This window comes from Thiocystis minor, assembly GCF_016653465.1.
GTDB lineage: Bacteria > Pseudomonadota > Gammaproteobacteria > Chromatiales > Chromatiaceae > Chromatium > Chromatium minus.
Genome location: NZ_NHSQ01000115.1, coordinates 1 through 14,998, shown reverse-complemented (window position 1 = coordinate 14,998; position 14,998 = coordinate 1). Strand labels below are relative to the sequence as shown.

The window sequence follows — 14,998 nt, the reverse complement described above, 5'->3', positions numbered from 1 at the left end:
TCGGAGACTCTTCGGGATGGGCGAAGAGGGCGGGGAGCCAATCTACGTACAGGCTCAAGGCCTCAGGTTGGGACGGCTTCCCCGGTTCACTCTTCATAAATTCCCTTTATCGCAATCCCTTGTCAATTCCTGGGAACAGAACATACAAGGTTGGTCAGGGTGGTGGGGCCGGGTGCGGCGCTAACGCCGCTGACCACGGGTGCGTCCCGTCTCGATCAGCTGGAGCGCGGTACCCCGGTTGAGGATGACTTCGATCGTGCGGCCCGCATCGATCTCGATCACGGGGAAGACGTCCTGGGCCATGTCGAGGTAATACTGGGCTAGTCGGTCGAGCGCCTTGCCCGTCCCACTCAGGGCGGCGGCCTGCGCGGAGTCGCCGGAGAGCACGTCCTGGTAGGTCACCTGACTGCCGGGCGTGGTGCTGATGACCGACACTGGCTGTTTACCGAAGACTTCGGAAATCCCTTCCAGGAAGGACACCTGCATGGCGCGCGCGATGATTTGACCCTGCTTGGAGACCAGGCGCCCGCGCAGTCCCACCTTGCCGTCCTCCCCCACTGCGTAGCCGTCCACCGGCACCTCGATCACCCCGCCATCGTGGCGCACGCAGGTCATCACTTCGGTGCGCAGAAAGGCGCGTTCGCTGGAGAGTTCGCCGTAACCGGCGACGGTGATGAAACATTCGCGCACATCGGCGCGGAAGCGATTGGGCAGAATTGCGTCGTGCTTCACGCGCAGCAGGGCCGGATAGGGATCGCGCCGGGCTTGCTTGCCGGTCGGCGCGTCCATACCCGAGAGCAACACGCCACGCAGAATGCTGCCTGCGGGGATGATGACCTGTTGCGCGGCGGCACTCGCCGCATTGGTGTCCGCTGGAGGCTGCGTCGATGTGGCAGCCGTCCCTGATGCCGTGTCTTGACCGACCACTCGAATCGCCAGCGCGGCACGCGGGGCACGGGGCACCGTGGCGCTCGGGTTGAGCGACGCGCTGACTGGCGTTGGCTGGATTGCAAACAGCACCGGATCGTTGATCGCTGGTGGCGTGTCGGGCACGATTTCCGGTGGCTTGGGCGCCGCGGGCACCGGAATGGCCGCCGGGATCGGCGGTGGCGGTGCGGGCGGCAGGACTTCCCGTTGTGTTTTGAGCTGATCGATCTCCTGTTGCAAGGACGCGAGCTGAGCGGTTTGGCCCTGTTGGCGTTCCTGGACCTGACGATTCACGTTTCCCGCCTCAGCGGTTTTCAATCGCGCTAGATTGGACGAGGTGTCCGCCAATTGCTGCTCCAGCCGCGCCAGTCGCTGCGCCAGTCCATCGATCCCGAGCGTGCGTGGATCGACATCCGTCAGCAGCGTACTGGTCATGTGTTCACGCGCCTGTTGGGCGCGTGCGGCGGGACTGTTCGGTGGTTGGCCGAAGGCCAGGACAACGATCAGCGCCACGCCGCCGAGCACGCCCCCCAAGACCAGCCAGCGGCGTACCCGAGGCGAGAGCCGCTCCCAGGCAGCGGGGGCTTGGATCGGCATCTAACGCTCCCCGCCGGCGCGCAGCGAAGGCCGTTCCGGATGGCGTTGCTCGGGGGTACGCAAGCGAGCCGCGGCATACAGCTCGACCTGCTCGCCCGGCGCCAGTGACACACGCGGCCAAGCAGCGACCGCCATCGTCTCGCCATCCACCGTCGCGTGGCAGGCGCGTTCTTCGATCTCCAGTGGCGTCTTGGAAGTATTGCGCGCCAGGGCGGTAACCAGCCACAGCTCGCTGTTCTCAAGCACCTGACCGCGCGTGGTCTCCAGTCCCAGTTGCGAACACGTGACGGTTTCGCCGCGCTTGGCCTGGCGCAGGCTGTAGCCGCCAGGAATCGCCTCCTTCGCCAGTGCCCGCATCGCCTCGGTGATGCCCTCGACATAGTCCGACGCCGCGCCGCCCGCCGAAGGTGCGGTGAGCGGTGAGGTGCGCACCGTCGAGGGCAGTGGGTCGGTCAACGTCAGTTGGATCTCGCGCGGGGGCAGACGCCGGGGGGCCAGGGTCAGCGAGAGGGCGTGATTGGGATCGGAGGCATCGCTCACGAACAGCGTGACCGGCGCCTCGTTGGCGGTGGCGACATAGATCGCCGCGCCGTCTACACTGGTCGTGGCGTCGGATACCGTGCGCACCTGCGGGTTGGGATAGGGGGTGAGGATGCGATTGAGATGATCGATGGCGATCTCAACGATCAGATTGACGCCCGGCGTGGCGTGGACACGCAAGGGGCCAACTTCGAGATGGCTTGGCGTGACGGGACTCGGCGAGGGGGCCTTGACGCGCAACAACCGTCCGTCCCGCCCGCGACCGGATGGGTTTTCCTGTCCGGTCAGCAGCGCATTGGGCACGGGCGGCAGCTCAATTCCTACGTCGCTGGGTTGCGCCGCGACTGGACCGACACTGAGCGCCAAGGCGAGCGTGCAGATCCATGGATACACGGGGAACGGACGGAACGGGGCTTGGTCATCGCGCGACATGCAAAACATCCTCCATTCACCTGACGCCGAAGCGGCCAGGGAGCCAATCACTGTGTGGGGCCGTCGGTTGACGACGCTGGTTGTGGGTCAGGGAATGGCTCGGGAACTGGCCGATCCCGGCGTTCCTGGCGTTCCTTCTCGTCTTGATAGGCATCCAGGCGCGTGATCATGGGCCGATAATGACGAAAGGCGACTTGAATCTCATAGGTACGCGGGCGCGTCACGGTGCTCGCGTTTGGGCCACTGATGATCTGTTTGCCCTGTACCCGCACCAGATCGCCGGACGTCTCGTAGCGAATGACTTCCGGCGAAAACCGCACGCTCACCCGATCCCGTTGCAGCGCCTCGACCTGGGCGTCGATACCCCCCGCCACCTCGCGGCGCAGCGCCGGACTGAGCAGCGGCTCCAGGGTGGCACGCAGGAACGGCGCGGTGGTGGGGGTGACATTGCCGAGCAATTCGGTCACGAACAGTCCCCAGGCTTCCTTTACCGCTTGACTGGCGCTCTCGCGGGCGACATTGACCTGGCTTTCCAGAATCGGCGGCACCAGCACCACCGTGCGTTCGGCTTGGAGCAAGGCTGCCAGGGTGAACAGGTTGGTGGCGAGCAGCGCGAGCAGCATCCAGCGATGGAAGTGGTTTTCCGCCACCAGGCGTTGCCAGGTTTGACGAAACAGCGTGAGCGTCATGGCAGGTAGCGCCGAATGAACGGATTGGGCGTGGAACGATGAGGCATCGGCATTAAACCGAGCCAATACAGCCCATGCAGGGCATAGCCATCGGCCCGGCTTTCGCGAAACCGCCCATACATGCGCACGGTGATGAGGCCAATCCCAATGAAGATCGTCGTTTGATTGATGAGAATGCCAATGACGAGCAGGATGAGAAAGGGCGTGACATCATCGATGCGCCACAGCATCAGATTCGGTGGATCATCGACATGACGGGGCATTTCGACCGTGGCCATTCGCATTGCTCATTCGTTGTTATGACGACACGATGCCGTATTTTGCCGTCGGCGTCAGCCAACAACGGTGAATGGATTGAAGACCGTTATGCGCGCAGTTTGGGGGAGAGGATCAAAGCTGTTTGGGAAGATGACTCATGCTGATTTCAAGGAACATCACCAGCCCGGTGACCAGGACGGGAATGCCGACGGGATGCAGCGGAAACGGGAGAAAGACCGCCAGCAGCAGCAAACCGAAGACCAGCATCAGGGCCGTTTGGCTAGTCTGGCGCACGGCGGGGCTGGGATAGTCGAAGCCAAGCTGACGAATGCGCCAGCGCCAGTGTCCATCCAGAACGCCCCCCATCAACAGGGCTAGCACCGCTGGCCCCCAGGCGGCGAGCAGGGACAACCGCTGCAAGGCCAGTTTCACCAACAGCCAGAAGGCGTCCAGGCGATCGTTCAACCACGCCGGGCTGACCCCGTCAAACAGGGTCGAGGCACCGGCCTGCCCGATGGCCACATAGCTGGCCGCGACCTGGCCGTTGTCCTCGGCCTGTTCGCGAAACCACCGATCCGCCTGGTCCAAGATGGCGGTGGCGGTGATCTCGCCGAGACTGGTGCGAAACCACTGGCGTTCGAGTTCCTGGGTAAGCTGTAACCAAGGCGTGGGGATGATGCTGGCGATCCCCATCAGGAGCAGCAAGAACAGACTGAGCCCGGCGATCAGGGGTGAGCCTCCGCCACCCCTGGCGCCACTGGCGGGACGGGATTCGCTCATGGTGCGCTCGCTGGCGTCAGTGGCGTGTCGAGAGGCGTGACGGCAACGGCGGTTTTGGCGCGCCCAGAATCGGCAGCCGTCCCTTAACGATGCGCCCGCCCGCGAGCCGCGCGATGTAATGGAGATTGGGCAGCATGCCGAGCAACGCGGGCTGGAACAACTCGCTTACCTCTTCTTTTAGTTGCTCGCCGACATTGCCCGAGTGTGACAGCAGATCCGGTTGCGTCGAGGTGCCCTGGGTGCGGGTCAGCGTTTTGAGACGGACCTTGGGGAGACTGGCGGTGACGTAGTCCTGGGTCTCGGCGTCGAGCACGCGCAGCGCGATCAGGGTGTTGAGATTGCTCAGCACCTGACGCGCCTTGGCCGGGCTTCCGGTGCGCGCGGCAAAGTCGGCGAAGGTCTGGGTGGCGATGGTCAGGCGCAGCCCGGCCCCGCGCCCTTTGTTGAGCAACTGGATCATCGGGTCATTGACGACTTCGGAGGCTTCGTCGATGAAGACGTTGACCGGGCGATGATTGCTGCCGTAGTTGTAACGATCCCCAGCGACCGCCGCCAGATCCGCGATCAGGATCGAGCCGATCGCCGCTCCGACCAGGCCGTCCGAGAGTGAATCCAAGCCGATGTAGGCGACCTGGGCGCGCTCGACGAGACTGGCCATGGCAGTGATGGGGCGCGCATCCAGCGGATCGTCGCTGTCGGGCGAGAGCAGGGGACCGAGCGAGCCGGCGGTCAGCATGTTGAGGATTGGAAACAGGCTGGCGACCATCTTGGAGAAATGCACCCGGTCGTGCTGAAACAGCGAGACCAACCCCTCGATGACGGTCGATGGGTGTTCGGCGCGCACCTGTTCCTGGTAGAAGCGCACCAGGCCGCTGGCGCGCGCCGGGGTGTCGCGCGCCTTGCCGAGGAAGCGGGCCGCCGGCCCCTCCCAGCCCGGAACCTGTTCGTCGAAGTAGCGGGTGAGCACTCGCACCACCAGTGTCTCGACGCCGCCTTCGAGGTAGCGGCGCAGGTTCACCAGGTTAGGCCGTTCCCCGGCGGCCAGCACCCCACCGATCACATGCGAGAGCGCCATCTGCGAAAAGCTCTTGAAGGGGTCGTTGCCGCTGACGCTCGGCATGATGGCGGCGATGCGGCTGGCGATTTCAGTGGCGCGGTTGAACGAATAGAGCGGATCGATGCGGTGGCTGCGATCCGGAAATGCGGGGTGAAAACTCACGAAGCGTTCCGGCTGGCCGGTGCGCACGCAGGCCTGACGCGCCGACTGCTGGAGATCCTGATCGCCCTTAGGGTCGATGATGACCACCGCCTCGCCGCGCTGCACCGCCTGGGTGACCAGCAGATCGAGCAGGCGGGTTTTGCCCGCTCCGGTGGTGCCGACGATCAGGATATGCCCGGCGCTGTGCTCCACCGGCAGCCAGACCGACGTTTCGCGGGCCGCCAGTCCGTGCAGCCAGTGGGCACCGAGTTGCGATTGGGCACGCACGAAGCGTTCGGGACCGGCGCGGATCAGATCCAGCGACAGTTGGGCGTGGGTGCTGTTCCAGTCGAAGCCCCAGCCAAACCACATGTCGTCGCGATGGCGGCGACACTGCTCGGCCAGTTGCGCCGGGTCCATGAACTCCAGCGGCTGGCCGGCGAGTTTGGCCTGGCGGTGATGGTGGCGCATCGCGGGCAGGAGCCAGCGCAGTCCGAGCGGGATCGACAGGGCGGCGAGCACCTGGAACGGCGCCTGATGCAAGGGCCAGAGGCGATGCAGACTGGCTGCCAGCAACCCGATAGTCAGCCAGCTGACGAGGGCCGCCATCTCGAAATTCGGGCGCCAGGGCGGATTATAGGCCAAGGGTGAAGATACCTTTGGTGACCGGGCCGGCGCCCGGCACGCGTTCCAACGCCCGGCTGAGTGCCGTCTCCGAGATCCCGGCGCGTTTGGCGCCGTCGAGGATCGGCCCTGACAGCGCGACCGACAGCGCCTGGCCGCTTTCGGTGATCGGACCGAGCGTCGGGTCGCGTGCTAGCAGACGCTCACGGATGCCCCGCGCGTAGGCGCTGGCGACGGTGACGGGGGGCACGACGCCAAGAGACGCCGCCGGCGTGATCCGCGCGAATGTCGCGGCCGGGTCTGCGGTGTCCGTGACGACAGCGTTGATGGTCGACGGCGACGGACTAACATCCGTCCCATCCAACCCGAGAGCGAGTAGATGACGTGACACCTCGCGCGTGAGCCACACCCCGGCAACACCCTCATGCGCCCGGACGGTGAGCATTGGTTTGAGTGGGTCGCAGGCGATCCACTGACGGGCGTTCAGATCCGCCAAGATGGCCGTGGGTGGGGCGTCGAGTCCGGTGAGTGACTGGGGATAGGGAAGAAAGACCTTGCCTTGAACGACGTTGGGGAGCGCGTCTAGGGTGATGCGTCCCTGGGCGATCGCGGCACTGAGTTGCACCAGGGCCGACCCGGCCGGCGCCTGTTGATTCAGCCAGAGGCGCGCGGTGTCGACAGTTGGGGACGAGGATGTGTTTGAGATCGGCGCCGGGGATTCGACCGGAACGAGAATTGATGCGTTGATCGGTGTGCGGCTGGGCGCTGGATGCGACGGTGATGGCGGAGTACGGGAGTGCGCCACTGGAGGGGCTTCGGGGGCGTCTCGCTGGACGTCTGCCGATGGCAACCGATCTGCCTGGGATCGCGTGGCGGTGGCTGGCGCCGTCTCTGAGGCGCCGTCGCCAGCGTCCGCCGCAGTCAGCAAGATCTCGCTGGCCGGGCGCACCAACGGCGTTGGCGAGGGAACCACGCCGGAGAACAACAACTCAGGCGAGGACAGGCGTAGAAACGACAGTTCGACCGGATGGTCACGGTCGCGCGCCAACAGGGCGGGAGCCAGACGCCAGTAGCGCGCAGGGTGTTCCTGCCCGGCGCACGAACGCGGTACCGCCAGGTGGTGATCGATCAGAATGTCAGCCAGGGTGTCAGGATCCTGCGGAATGCCGGGGATTCGGGCGTCCGTGAGCCGTTGGACCAGGGTCGGCGCACAGTCTGACCAGACCAGATGCAGTCCGTGCGGATGGAACATCCAGAGCTGTGCGCCCGGCACATTCACCGTCCAGGTTCCCTCGCGCAGCAGCGAGCGCATGGTGTCGATGAGATAACGTTCGATCGGTACCCCGAGCGAAAGCGCGTCCGGGTCGATGCGATTCTCGCGCAGATCCTGCGCCACGCTGGCGCGGTCGGCCTCGTGCATCAGTTGGTACAGCAGGGTCTGGGTATCGCTGCCCGCCAGAACCCGGCCCAGGGTGTGCCAGACCATTGGATCGGGATCCATCAGCCATTTGCGCACGGCTGGCGTGAGCAGTTGATGGAACACCGAGGCGGTGAAGACCTCGTGCCCATGGTGGCGGCGCTGCGGATTCCAGCGCAGGAAATAATGATCGATCTGCTCGCGATTGGCCCAAGCGACGATGCTCTCGTCCACCGGTTGCCAGCGACTGGTGCCCGCACGGTCGACGACCGCGACATCGGTGACCGGCTTGCCGACATCGTGCAGCAGCCCCACGATGAAGGCCGCCAAATGCCAGCGCGGTTCCAGCGCCCGCCGTTCTTCGGGCCGGCGGTCAAGGGCGAACAACTTGCCCCGACTGGCGCGTGCGGCCTGGAAGGCGGTTTCCAGGCCATGGCGAAACAACCCCCCGGCCCCGCGATGGTGATGCGTTTCCGACGCCGGCAGCAGATGCACGAAGGCGGCGTAGTGTTCGAGCAACGGCACGATCAGGGTCTGGTAATCCGTGTCGGTCAAGGCCAGCGCATCCTGCAGCGTCGCGATGAGCTCGCGTTGGGTCGCCAGGATCTGGGTCGGACTGGCCACGGGCAGCCCTTTGAGAAACGGCGGATAACGAGGAATCTCGGGGGTGATGTCCACCGAAAGGTGCGTGATCGATCCTTCGTCCATGGTTGGCGTGAGGAGGCCGGCCCCACGAAAGGCCGACCAAGCCGCCTGGCAGCGGGCGAACAATCTTGGCATGAAACAGACGGCGTGGGCGACGCGCATGAATCAGCGCAGCGGCGATTGAATCACCCTTTCGCAACGACGGATAGGATGAACGGTGAATCCATGACCTGACCGTTCTGTCACGCTGGTCAACCCGTCATCCATTCACCGTTGCGGGCGGATCTTCTCTGCCATCCTGGCTATGATCGGGCGCTTCCTTTCATTCCAGGATTGAATGGCGATGGTGGCACTCCGTCTTTTGCCTGTGCTTGCGTTGATTCCAGCCGTCTTGACCGGGGGTTGCTCCTCGACCCCGGAACCGGTCACGGCCGCGATCATGCCCGCACGTCTGCCCTTCCCGCGATATGTGATCAGTCAGTCCTCTGAAAGCCTGGGCGGTGCCGCCTGGCGTGGCGGTCAGGCGGTGCATGCGCTGCGCTTGGATGGTCAATCGTGCGGGGTGGACTTCGATGGACGGGTGCGCTGCTGGCGGATGCCTGATCCGTCGCCGATCGTCACGCCGGTGGCGTCCCCCCCCGCCATCTGCGTCGATGGGATGGCTCACGACGGTCACCGCGCCGGGGCGTGAGCCGTGAGGCAGGAACGCGCGTTCGTGGCCCGCGATGGCGAGACACTAGAATGCGTGGCCGTGCAACTGGGCGTGATCCGCGAACGAGTTCGGCAAATCGAGGTTTAGGCGCTCCAAAAAAGCCGGGCATGGTGCGAGGAACGTAGGATACGCGTCGAGGATTTAATGATTGGCCGACACCTCGCGCCCACGTTGAGCAATGACTGTCGGCGCAAGCGTTTTGGCCCCGAGCAGGGGTGATCGACGACCGGCGAACATAAACGTTGTTGCTGATGCATACGTCTCTCCGCCCGTTCAACGTCCTCGCCAACGCCGTGACGCCTGATTGTCATGATGCATCCTGGCTGGCCTGCAGTCGCTCCAGATCAACCAGTACCTGCTGCTTGCGTTGCGCACAGCGTTCGCGTTCGCTGGCGACCAACGTCTCGTTCGGGCGCTCCGCGTCATGAGCACACCCTTGGTGCCCATGAATCGCCTCACGCAGCGCTCGCCACCGCTGGCGCTGAGCTGCTTCCTCGTCGACGGGTAACGGCACCACCTGTCCGGACCGCTTCCCGGCGATCCGCATGGCCGCTCCTGGGAGTTCCGGGGCCGGCAGAAAGGCTCGTGCCTGCGTGTCCGAGAGTCGTCCCGCCTCCAGTGCCGCCTGCACCGCGAGCGCCCGCCGCGCGCCATCCCAGCCGAGCGAGAGCTGCCAGCGTGGGCGTTGGCCCTGTATCCTCCGCTCGGTCACCACGCGTTCGTAGGCGGCTTTGAAAGCCATCCGTGCACCCACTTTATCGCCGATCTCCCACACCGGCGCTGCCGCCGCGGATGCGAGCAGAATCTCGTCGGTCACGCAGACCGTCGCGGCTTCGTCGAAGGTCTCCAGACCCAGAGCCCAGGCTTCGTCCGCGCTGGGGCGTCCGCCGACCGCGCGTTCCAGCACGACGAGGACATCGGACGGTTGCGGGAAAAAACGCCCCCGTGTCCCGTCCAGCAGATGCTGGTCCAGGGCCTCGCGTAGCGTCGCCAGATCCAGCTTGGTTTCCAGCAAGCGCCACCAAGTGGTTTTAACCCGCACGGACACCAGCCGCCCATAGTGGTCACCGAGGTCGTCGAGCAGCTTGGAGAAGGCGTCGCGGTCCTTATCGAACAACATGGAATTCGCCCTCCAGGGTGCAGGATTGACCGCCCTTGAGAAACACCTCCAGCTCCGTATCGGCTTGCCGTTGGCCCGTGGCTAGGTCGAGGAACTGTTCGACATGCGCACCGTCGCGGCAAATCAGGCTCAGGTCGTTGAAGGGCCGGTGGCGATCGTTCTGGCCCTGATGCCAGGCCGATCCCTTGCAGCCATCAATGGCGGTCAGGAGATCCTCCACGCTGTAGCCATCTTTGAGCCGTGCGGCAATGGCGGCCCGGCGTTTCGTATCCAGCTTGGCGCGGGGCTTGTTCATCGCCTGCTGCCAGTGCGCGAAGACGCGTTGAACCAGATCGGGGCGTGGATTTGGTGGTGGCAGTGTCAGGTCGACGTTGGGCCGGCGGTCCTGATCAGCGATGCCCCAAGGCGGAAACGGTTCCTGACCGGGAACCCGACGGTGTGGGGCCGTCGGCGAGACGGCCACGGGTTCAGGAGCGATGATCGCCACGTCGGACGCGACCACGTCAGGTTGATCGCCAATCGACAAGTGCGTGAGCACTTCTTTCTCTTTCCGGAGACCGGATACCGGAGGTGTGTCGGGTTTGGCGGACCCTTTTGAAAAACGCAGGTGCTGGGTTCTGTCGTGATGCGGCGGATCCGCCACGCCCTGGCTGGCACCGGAGATGTCGGGATGGGTATGTCGGGTTTGTGCCGGGTTTGTGCCGGGTTTATTGTTCGCGGAATCATCCATGGTCGCCAGGCACATGAAAAAAATAAGTTTTTTTGGTTGACTTCGGTTCGAGATCAGGCCGGCTTTTTCCATCCGTTCCGCCAGCCGGCGGATCTTTGACTTGGTTGGCGTCCCCGTCTTCTCCAGACCCTGCCCAGGCTCGACGTACATCTCCTCTTGTAGCGACTGCCAGGAAATTCCACGCATGATCCCCACCAATCCGGCTCGATAGTCCATGTACTTTCTCAATACGAGGTAGAGCTGCCAGATTTCGGCGATCTGGCCCGTGAGCCTTGACAGCTCGCGATCATTGAGTCGGATGGACATGGCGCTGAGCCGAGATCCGGAGAGGAACTCCGGCGGTCATGGTCCTCTTTCTGTCTCTGTCCCAGGCTAGACGCCATCGTCGGGAGCGGAGAACGCAGGGTGTCGCATCGCTCATGAGTACACCTCCTGCGCCTGCCGGGTCTCTTCGACCAGGGTCACCACGACTTCCAGGAGATACACGGTGGACCACAGGCTGCCCGACTGTTCGCCCCGGTAGTCCATCGCCACCAGTCGGGTGGTCGCGCACGCCGAGACGAGCATGGCGGACGCCAATTCGAGCGCATCGCTGACAGGAACGCCAGCGCGCACGGTCAAGAGACTGACGGGTTTTAGCTGACCGGCAGGTCGAACCGCCAGCGTCGGCGGGCACCTCGGCGAGCGGCCGGGAGAAGACGTGCCGACGTACTGGGTTTCCGCGTCTGGGAGGTGCCGGGTTTCCTCGGTATCCATTGGGAGCGTCATGTGATCGCTGGTCTCCGAGATGTCGGGAGTGCTCTGTTGCGGGCGTGCCGGGTTAGTCTTAGGTCCAGCCTGGCAGCTCATGGCGCATCCTCCGCGAACGGATGCGTCTGCGTCCCTGGGAAAACCCCAGCGAACTTGGTTAGATCCTTGGTGGTGGCCAGAACCGGCTTGGCGAACGTCTCGAAGCCATCCTCGCGATGCACGGATGATGCGGCGAGGTCGAGCTTGATTGGGCGGTTTTGCATATCGGTCGCGTCTTTGTCATCAATTGTTCTGAAGCCTGAGGCCAACTCTCGATGTCGTATTTCAGGCAATTTGTCGATTCTCCGAAGCACATCGAGGTGTCGCTTTCCGGGCCGGACGGCAATCTTGCGGGACGTCAGCGTGACGGGAATCTGGTGTGTCATGTGAAAAGTCTCCTGGCATGGAACGCAGCGCCCAGACCGCTGACGACCCGCGCCGGCGGCCAGCACGTGGAGGTCCGCCGTGTCTTCACGCTGGAGCATCGCCCGGCAGGCGAGTCCCGAGGTTGGTCGCCGCTGGTCAGGGAGGCGTCGCCGCCATGCACTGGCCTGGCCTTGGCTCCAGTTGGCCCAGAGGGCGTCGGTACGGTTCGCTTGGAACCGCCATCTCAAGGCGTGGCGCGAAGGCGTGATGAATTGCGTCACGTGTTGGCTCGCCGCCGAACGGCCGCTTCCGCACGGGCATGGATGGCCAAGAGAAATGTCGTGCTCGGGGCGCGATCACGCGGATGGACCGGGAGTTCGTCGGACTGGAAAAAAGCCGGTGTTGGCTTGTTTGTACCGCAGGGATGGCATGTCGTCAGGGAATGTTTCGCGCGCGCATGGAGCTGCGATCTCGACAGCTTGGCGACCTTACCGCAACAGTGGTAAAGAACGCGGTAGCCGCGCTCGAGTCGGGCAAGAATCGTGACGCCACCAACGTGCGTGCCGGGAGGAAATGGCGCGGGGTGCGTCATTGCGCGCCCCCCCGTCCAGAGGCGTGATTCGATGCACTCTGTCGGTCGGTCGCGTCTTGCAACAGACAACCACGCCCACGAGGAGCGATGTCAGCAGTGCGCCGATGGCTTGGAACCGCTGCCAGACGGGCGCGTTGTTGGGCGCGCGCGTGGCCGGCAACGTCTGGGGCATGCCACTGCCCACCTGAGCGAGTGACTTCGTTCGACGTATCCATCTCATCCTCCGTGAGGAACTGTAGTTTTCAGTCGGGGGGTTGTCGCCGATTTCCGCGCGCGAACCGGCTTGGTTCGGTTCGCAGCGGGCGGCGGGCCAAAAATATCGGGGCGCAGGTCGTAGCGCGATACGCCGGTGGCCTCTTCTATGCGTCGGCAATAGACGGGCGATACTCGCCCGTTGCGCTGCGTCAGCCACTGCGAGACCATTTGTTGTGATGCGCCGATCTGTCGAGCGAGAGCCACCTGGCTCCCCGCGCTGGCGATTGCCTGTTCAAGAAAAAGCTTCATGCGCCGAGAATACAGTATTGATTGTTTATTGGCAACAATGAAAAGTGTTGCTTTTTCGGAAAAGCTTGCTATGTTGGTTGCGTCCATTCGTCCGCCGCGAAACGGTCTCTCGGGCGCATTCATCGCTCAACCAAGCGGCTCAACACAAGGCATTCAAGACCATGGATACTTTTGGCGCGCGCGTGAAGGTCGAGCGCAAGGCGCGGGGATTGTCCCAAGCGGCACTCGGCAAACTGGCGGGTGACCTGTCGCAGCAGTCCATTCATCAGATCGAGACCAACGGGACCAGCGATACGCGACATGCCGTGGCGATTGCGCAAGCCCTGAACGTTCGTGCGGAGTGGCTCAAGACCGGGCAAGGCCCCAAAACGCAACTTGCGTGGGAAATGCTGATCGATGTCAGCGACCTGCCGACTGACGCACAGGTCGCCATGCGGGCGTTAGCCACCGCCTTAGCGAGCGGGCAACTCTCCGCACGACGCTTCGTCGCCTTGACGCGCGCGGTCCTCGATGACTAACTGGACGCGCAACCATCCCTTGCCGGTTGCGGTCTCGATCTCCCATCCGCCATCCGGGCGCTGGCGCGCGCCCAACTCACCGATGGCGGCCTCTGCGTCATCGAGGATGGCGATGGCATCACGATCGAGACCCTTTAGGATTTTCATGCTTACGTTTCCTAACGTAGACGCCAGATTGCAGTCTTGTGACTGATGCGGCAATTGCCTGGCAAAAAATAAACCATCCTCTTTTCTTGTTTTCAAAAACAATTTTAGTTGTTGACAAAGAAGCAAAATTAACAGTACCGTGCGTTGACATTGAACTGAATGATGCTTAATGGACGATGGCTGACACGCGCAATCCTGATTCGACCTCGCAGACACCTGCCCGCGACACCGACAACCGACGCGGGCTGGCAGACGCCTATCTCAGCGCCATCGAAGGCGCCGTCCAGATCGATATGGCTCTGCATGATCCCACGAAAATGACCGACCTGATCGCGCCACTGACGGAGGCGCTGGTCTCGGTCGAGGCGCTGCACCAAGCGTTCCTCGTGGCGACCCGGAGCCGCGCATTGAACGCCCTGAAAAACGGATTAACGTCCAGTCAGAGGGCGCGCTGCGGCAAGGAAAACATGCGTACGCTGACGAACATGCTTGCGCCCGCGCGGCCTCGGCGATGCCAAGGCGGATAGAACCGAACGCGCGAGGAAAGCAGGAAGAATGGCTAATGCCATGCGTCGACGCCACCGGATGGAGCGTCGTCGATGGGTCTGAAAGACGCTTGACGCACTCTCATGCGGGGGCGCTCCGTCATTGTTGGTGGAAACAAAGGTTACTTCGCTGGGTCGCGCACATGAAAACACTTGATCTTCTCGAAGCAGCGGATTTTCTGCGTATGCACCCGGAGACACTGCGTCGTCGGGCAGTCTCCGGCGACATACCCAGCGCCAAACCGGGAAAACACTGGTTGTTTATTGATGAGGATTTGGCGAACTGGGTGCGTGCGCGCTACTCTGAGAGGGCGCGGGCGGCAGAGCCAAACGAGGTCATTGTATGCTCTACCGCAGATCCAACAGCCGTAAGTGGTGGGTTCGTTTCACCACGCCAGACGGAAAAGAAATACGCCAGTCTGCTGGCACCGAAGACAAAAAAGCCGCCGAGGAGTTCGAGGCGAAGTTAAAGCAGGAGCGATGGCGACAGGAGCGCATGGGGGAGCGACCTCGCCATACTTGGCAGGAGGCCGTGGTACGCTGGATCGAGGAGACGTCACATAAAGCGAGTCACCGAGATGATCTCATGCACCTTCGATGGCTGGATCCTTCTCTCGGCAGCTTGGATCTGGAGAGCATCGATACTGATCGTATCGAAACGCTCGCTAACCCAAGTTTAACGCCTCAGATTATTTCTCTTTTAAGATCATCCGCTTACAGCGGAAAAAATCGCTCAGTGGCACTACATTCGTGAAATTTTGTGAAACCGGACGATTCAGACAATCATTTTCTGTATCCCTCCCGGGCTGGGATCGCTGCCCAGCGCCTGGATGATCGCCAGCTGCGCCGGCTCGGCGCGGGTCGCCTT

16 protein-coding genes and 1 pseudogene are annotated in these 14,998 nt (G+C 63.3%); 5 read left to right on the top strand and 12 right to left on the bottom strand.

The genetic code is table 11. From position 1 onward, the window contains the following. Nucleotides 1-180 precede the first annotated feature (180 nt). From CCR95_RS16340 to mobH, 7 genes are all read right to left on the bottom strand, one after another. Nucleotides 181-1,524, bottom strand: a complete 1,344-nt coding sequence (locus tag CCR95_RS16340; RefSeq protein ID WP_201096213.1) for a TraB/VirB10 family protein — start codon at nucleotides 1,522-1,524, stop codon at nucleotides 181-183. Next, nucleotides 1,525-2,496: a TraK domain-containing protein gene (locus tag CCR95_RS16335; RefSeq protein ID WP_201096212.1), complete on the bottom strand. Its 972-nt coding sequence runs from the start codon at nucleotides 2,494-2,496 to the stop codon at nucleotides 1,525-1,527. Between the two features lie 47 nt (nucleotides 2,497-2,543). Then, nucleotides 2,544-3,185 carry a TraE/TraK family type IV conjugative transfer system protein gene (locus CCR95_RS16330; protein ID WP_201096211.1) on the bottom strand — a complete coding sequence of 214 codons (642 nt, stop codon included), beginning with the start codon at nucleotides 3,183-3,185 and terminating at the stop codon, nucleotides 2,544-2,546. Beyond that, complete coding sequence (gene traL, locus CCR95_RS16325; protein WP_201096210.1) at nucleotides 3,182-3,463, bottom strand: type IV conjugative transfer system protein TraL; 282 nt, start codon at nucleotides 3,461-3,463, stop codon at nucleotides 3,182-3,184. Before traL ends, CCR95_RS16330 begins: the two co-directional genes overlap by 4 nt. Before the next feature lie 112 nt (nucleotides 3,464-3,575). Further along, nucleotides 3,576-4,223 (bottom strand): IncC plasmid conjugative DNA transfer DtrJ family protein, encoded by a 648-nt coding sequence (locus tag CCR95_RS16320; RefSeq protein ID WP_201096209.1) that lies wholly within the window; start codon nucleotides 4,221-4,223, stop codon nucleotides 3,576-3,578. A 16-nt stretch (nucleotides 4,224-4,239) separates the two neighbouring features. Next, nucleotides 4,240-6,030 (bottom strand): conjugative transfer system coupling protein TraD, encoded by a 1,791-nt coding sequence (gene traD, locus CCR95_RS16315; RefSeq protein ID WP_242523288.1) that lies wholly within the window; start codon nucleotides 6,028-6,030, stop codon nucleotides 4,240-4,242. A gap of 25 nt (nucleotides 6,031-6,055) precedes the next feature. After that, a complete protein-coding gene (mobH, locus tag CCR95_RS16310) occupies nucleotides 6,056-8,269 on the bottom strand; it encodes a MobH family relaxase (protein WP_242523287.1) in 2,214 nt (737 codons plus the stop codon). Nucleotides 8,270-8,450: 181 nt separating this feature from the next. Between mobH and CCR95_RS16305 the strand changes: the two genes are divergently transcribed. After that, nucleotides 8,451-8,798, top strand: coding sequence for a hypothetical protein (locus CCR95_RS16305; protein WP_201096207.1), 348 nt, complete (start codon nucleotides 8,451-8,453; stop codon nucleotides 8,796-8,798). 328 nt (nucleotides 8,799-9,126) lie between these two features. On the opposite strand, the gene CCR95_RS16300 is transcribed toward CCR95_RS16305, so the two are convergent. From CCR95_RS16300 to CCR95_RS16280, 5 genes are all read right to left on the bottom strand, one after another. Beyond that, nucleotides 9,127-9,939, bottom strand: a complete 813-nt coding sequence (locus CCR95_RS16300; protein ID WP_201096206.1) for a hypothetical protein — start codon at nucleotides 9,937-9,939, stop codon at nucleotides 9,127-9,129. After that, nucleotides 9,926-10,741 (bottom strand): hypothetical protein, encoded by an 816-nt coding sequence (locus CCR95_RS16295; protein ID WP_201096205.1) that lies wholly within the window; start codon nucleotides 10,739-10,741, stop codon nucleotides 9,926-9,928. Before CCR95_RS16295 ends, CCR95_RS16300 begins: the two co-directional genes overlap by 14 nt. Before the next feature lie 345 nt (nucleotides 10,742-11,086). Next, a complete protein-coding gene (locus tag CCR95_RS16290) occupies nucleotides 11,087-11,437 on the bottom strand; it encodes a DUF3077 domain-containing protein (protein WP_201096204.1) in 351 nt (116 codons plus the stop codon). Nucleotides 11,438-11,514: 77 nt separating this feature from the next. Further along, the gene (locus CCR95_RS16285) at nucleotides 11,515-11,844 is read right to left on the bottom strand and encodes a hypothetical protein (protein ID WP_201096203.1); all 330 of its coding nucleotides are present in this window, start codon (nucleotides 11,842-11,844) and stop codon (nucleotides 11,515-11,517) included. A gap of 788 nt (nucleotides 11,845-12,632) precedes the next feature. Further along, nucleotides 12,633-13,007, bottom strand: a complete 375-nt coding sequence (locus CCR95_RS16280) for a transcriptional regulator (RefSeq protein ID WP_201096202.1) — start codon at nucleotides 13,005-13,007, stop codon at nucleotides 12,633-12,635. A 74-nt stretch (nucleotides 13,008-13,081) separates the two neighbouring features. On the opposite strand from CCR95_RS16280, the gene CCR95_RS16275 reads away from it, so the two are divergent. The 4 genes and pseudogenes from CCR95_RS16275 (at nucleotide 13,082) to CCR95_RS25450 (ending at nucleotide 14,884) form a co-directional block, all read left to right on the top strand. Continuing rightward, nucleotides 13,082-13,438, top strand: a complete 357-nt coding sequence (locus CCR95_RS16275) for a helix-turn-helix transcriptional regulator (RefSeq protein ID WP_201096201.1) — start codon at nucleotides 13,082-13,084, stop codon at nucleotides 13,436-13,438. Between the two features lie 323 nt (nucleotides 13,439-13,761). After that, the gene (locus tag CCR95_RS16270) at nucleotides 13,762-14,112 is read left to right on the top strand and encodes a hypothetical protein (RefSeq protein WP_201096200.1); all 351 of its coding nucleotides are present in this window, start codon (nucleotides 13,762-13,764) and stop codon (nucleotides 14,110-14,112) included. After that, a pseudogene (locus CCR95_RS26415) lies at nucleotides 14,097-14,417 on the top strand (helix-turn-helix domain-containing protein); the annotation flags it as partial. The gene CCR95_RS16270 and the pseudogene CCR95_RS26415, both read left to right, overlap by 16 nt. A gap of 56 nt (nucleotides 14,418-14,473) precedes the next feature. Next, nucleotides 14,474-14,884: a hypothetical protein gene (locus tag CCR95_RS25450; protein WP_242523286.1), complete on the top strand. Its 411-nt coding sequence runs from the start codon at nucleotides 14,474-14,476 to the stop codon at nucleotides 14,882-14,884. Nucleotides 14,885-14,998: the final 114 nt, after the last annotated feature.

Bases quoted from the DNA above. Each gene is read 5' to 3' on its own strand.
- CCR95_RS16280 (WP_201096202.1), bottom strand. From the start codon at position 13,007: ATGGACGCAACCAACATAGCAAGCTTTTCCGAAAAAGCAACACTTTTC.
- CCR95_RS16320 (WP_201096209.1), bottom strand. From the start codon at position 4,223: ATGAGCGAATCCCGTCCCGCCAGTGGCGCCAGGGGTGGCGGAGGCTCA.
- CCR95_RS16335 (WP_201096212.1), bottom strand. From the start codon at position 2,496: ATGTCGCGCGATGACCAAGCCCCGTTCCGTCCGTTCCCCGTGTATCCA.
- CCR95_RS16300 (WP_201096206.1), bottom strand. From the start codon at position 9,939: ATGTTGTTCGATAAGGACCGCGACGCCTTCTCCAAGCTGCTCGACGAC.
- CCR95_RS16305 (WP_201096207.1), top strand. From the start codon at position 8,451: ATGGTGGCACTCCGTCTTTTGCCTGTGCTTGCGTTGATTCCAGCCGTC.
- mobH (WP_242523287.1), bottom strand. From the start codon at position 8,269: ATGCGCGTCGCCCACGCCGTCTGTTTCATGCCAAGATTGTTCGCCCGC.
- CCR95_RS16275 (WP_201096201.1), top strand. From the start codon at position 13,082: ATGGATACTTTTGGCGCGCGCGTGAAGGTCGAGCGCAAGGCGCGGGGA.
- CCR95_RS16270 (WP_201096200.1), top strand. From the start codon at position 13,762: ATGGCTGACACGCGCAATCCTGATTCGACCTCGCAGACACCTGCCCGC.
- CCR95_RS25450 (WP_242523286.1), top strand. From the start codon at position 14,474: ATGCTCTACCGCAGATCCAACAGCCGTAAGTGGTGGGTTCGTTTCACC.
- CCR95_RS16340 (WP_201096213.1), bottom strand. From the start codon at position 1,524: ATGCCGATCCAAGCCCCCGCTGCCTGGGAGCGGCTCTCGCCTCGGGTA.
- CCR95_RS16285 (WP_201096203.1), bottom strand. From the start codon at position 11,844: ATGACACACCAGATTCCCGTCACGCTGACGTCCCGCAAGATTGCCGTC.
- CCR95_RS16295 (WP_201096205.1), bottom strand. From the start codon at position 10,741: ATGGAAAAAGCCGGCCTGATCTCGAACCGAAGTCAACCAAAAAAACTT.
- traL (WP_201096210.1), bottom strand. From the start codon at position 3,463: ATGGCCACGGTCGAAATGCCCCGTCATGTCGATGATCCACCGAATCTG.
- traD (WP_242523288.1), bottom strand. From the start codon at position 6,030: ATGGCGGCCCTCGTCAGCTGGCTGACTATCGGGTTGCTGGCAGCCAGT.
- CCR95_RS16330 (WP_201096211.1), bottom strand. From the start codon at position 3,185: ATGACGCTCACGCTGTTTCGTCAAACCTGGCAACGCCTGGTGGCGGAA.
- CCR95_RS16290 (WP_201096204.1), bottom strand. From the start codon at position 11,437: ATGACGCTCCCAATGGATACCGAGGAAACCCGGCACCTCCCAGACGCG.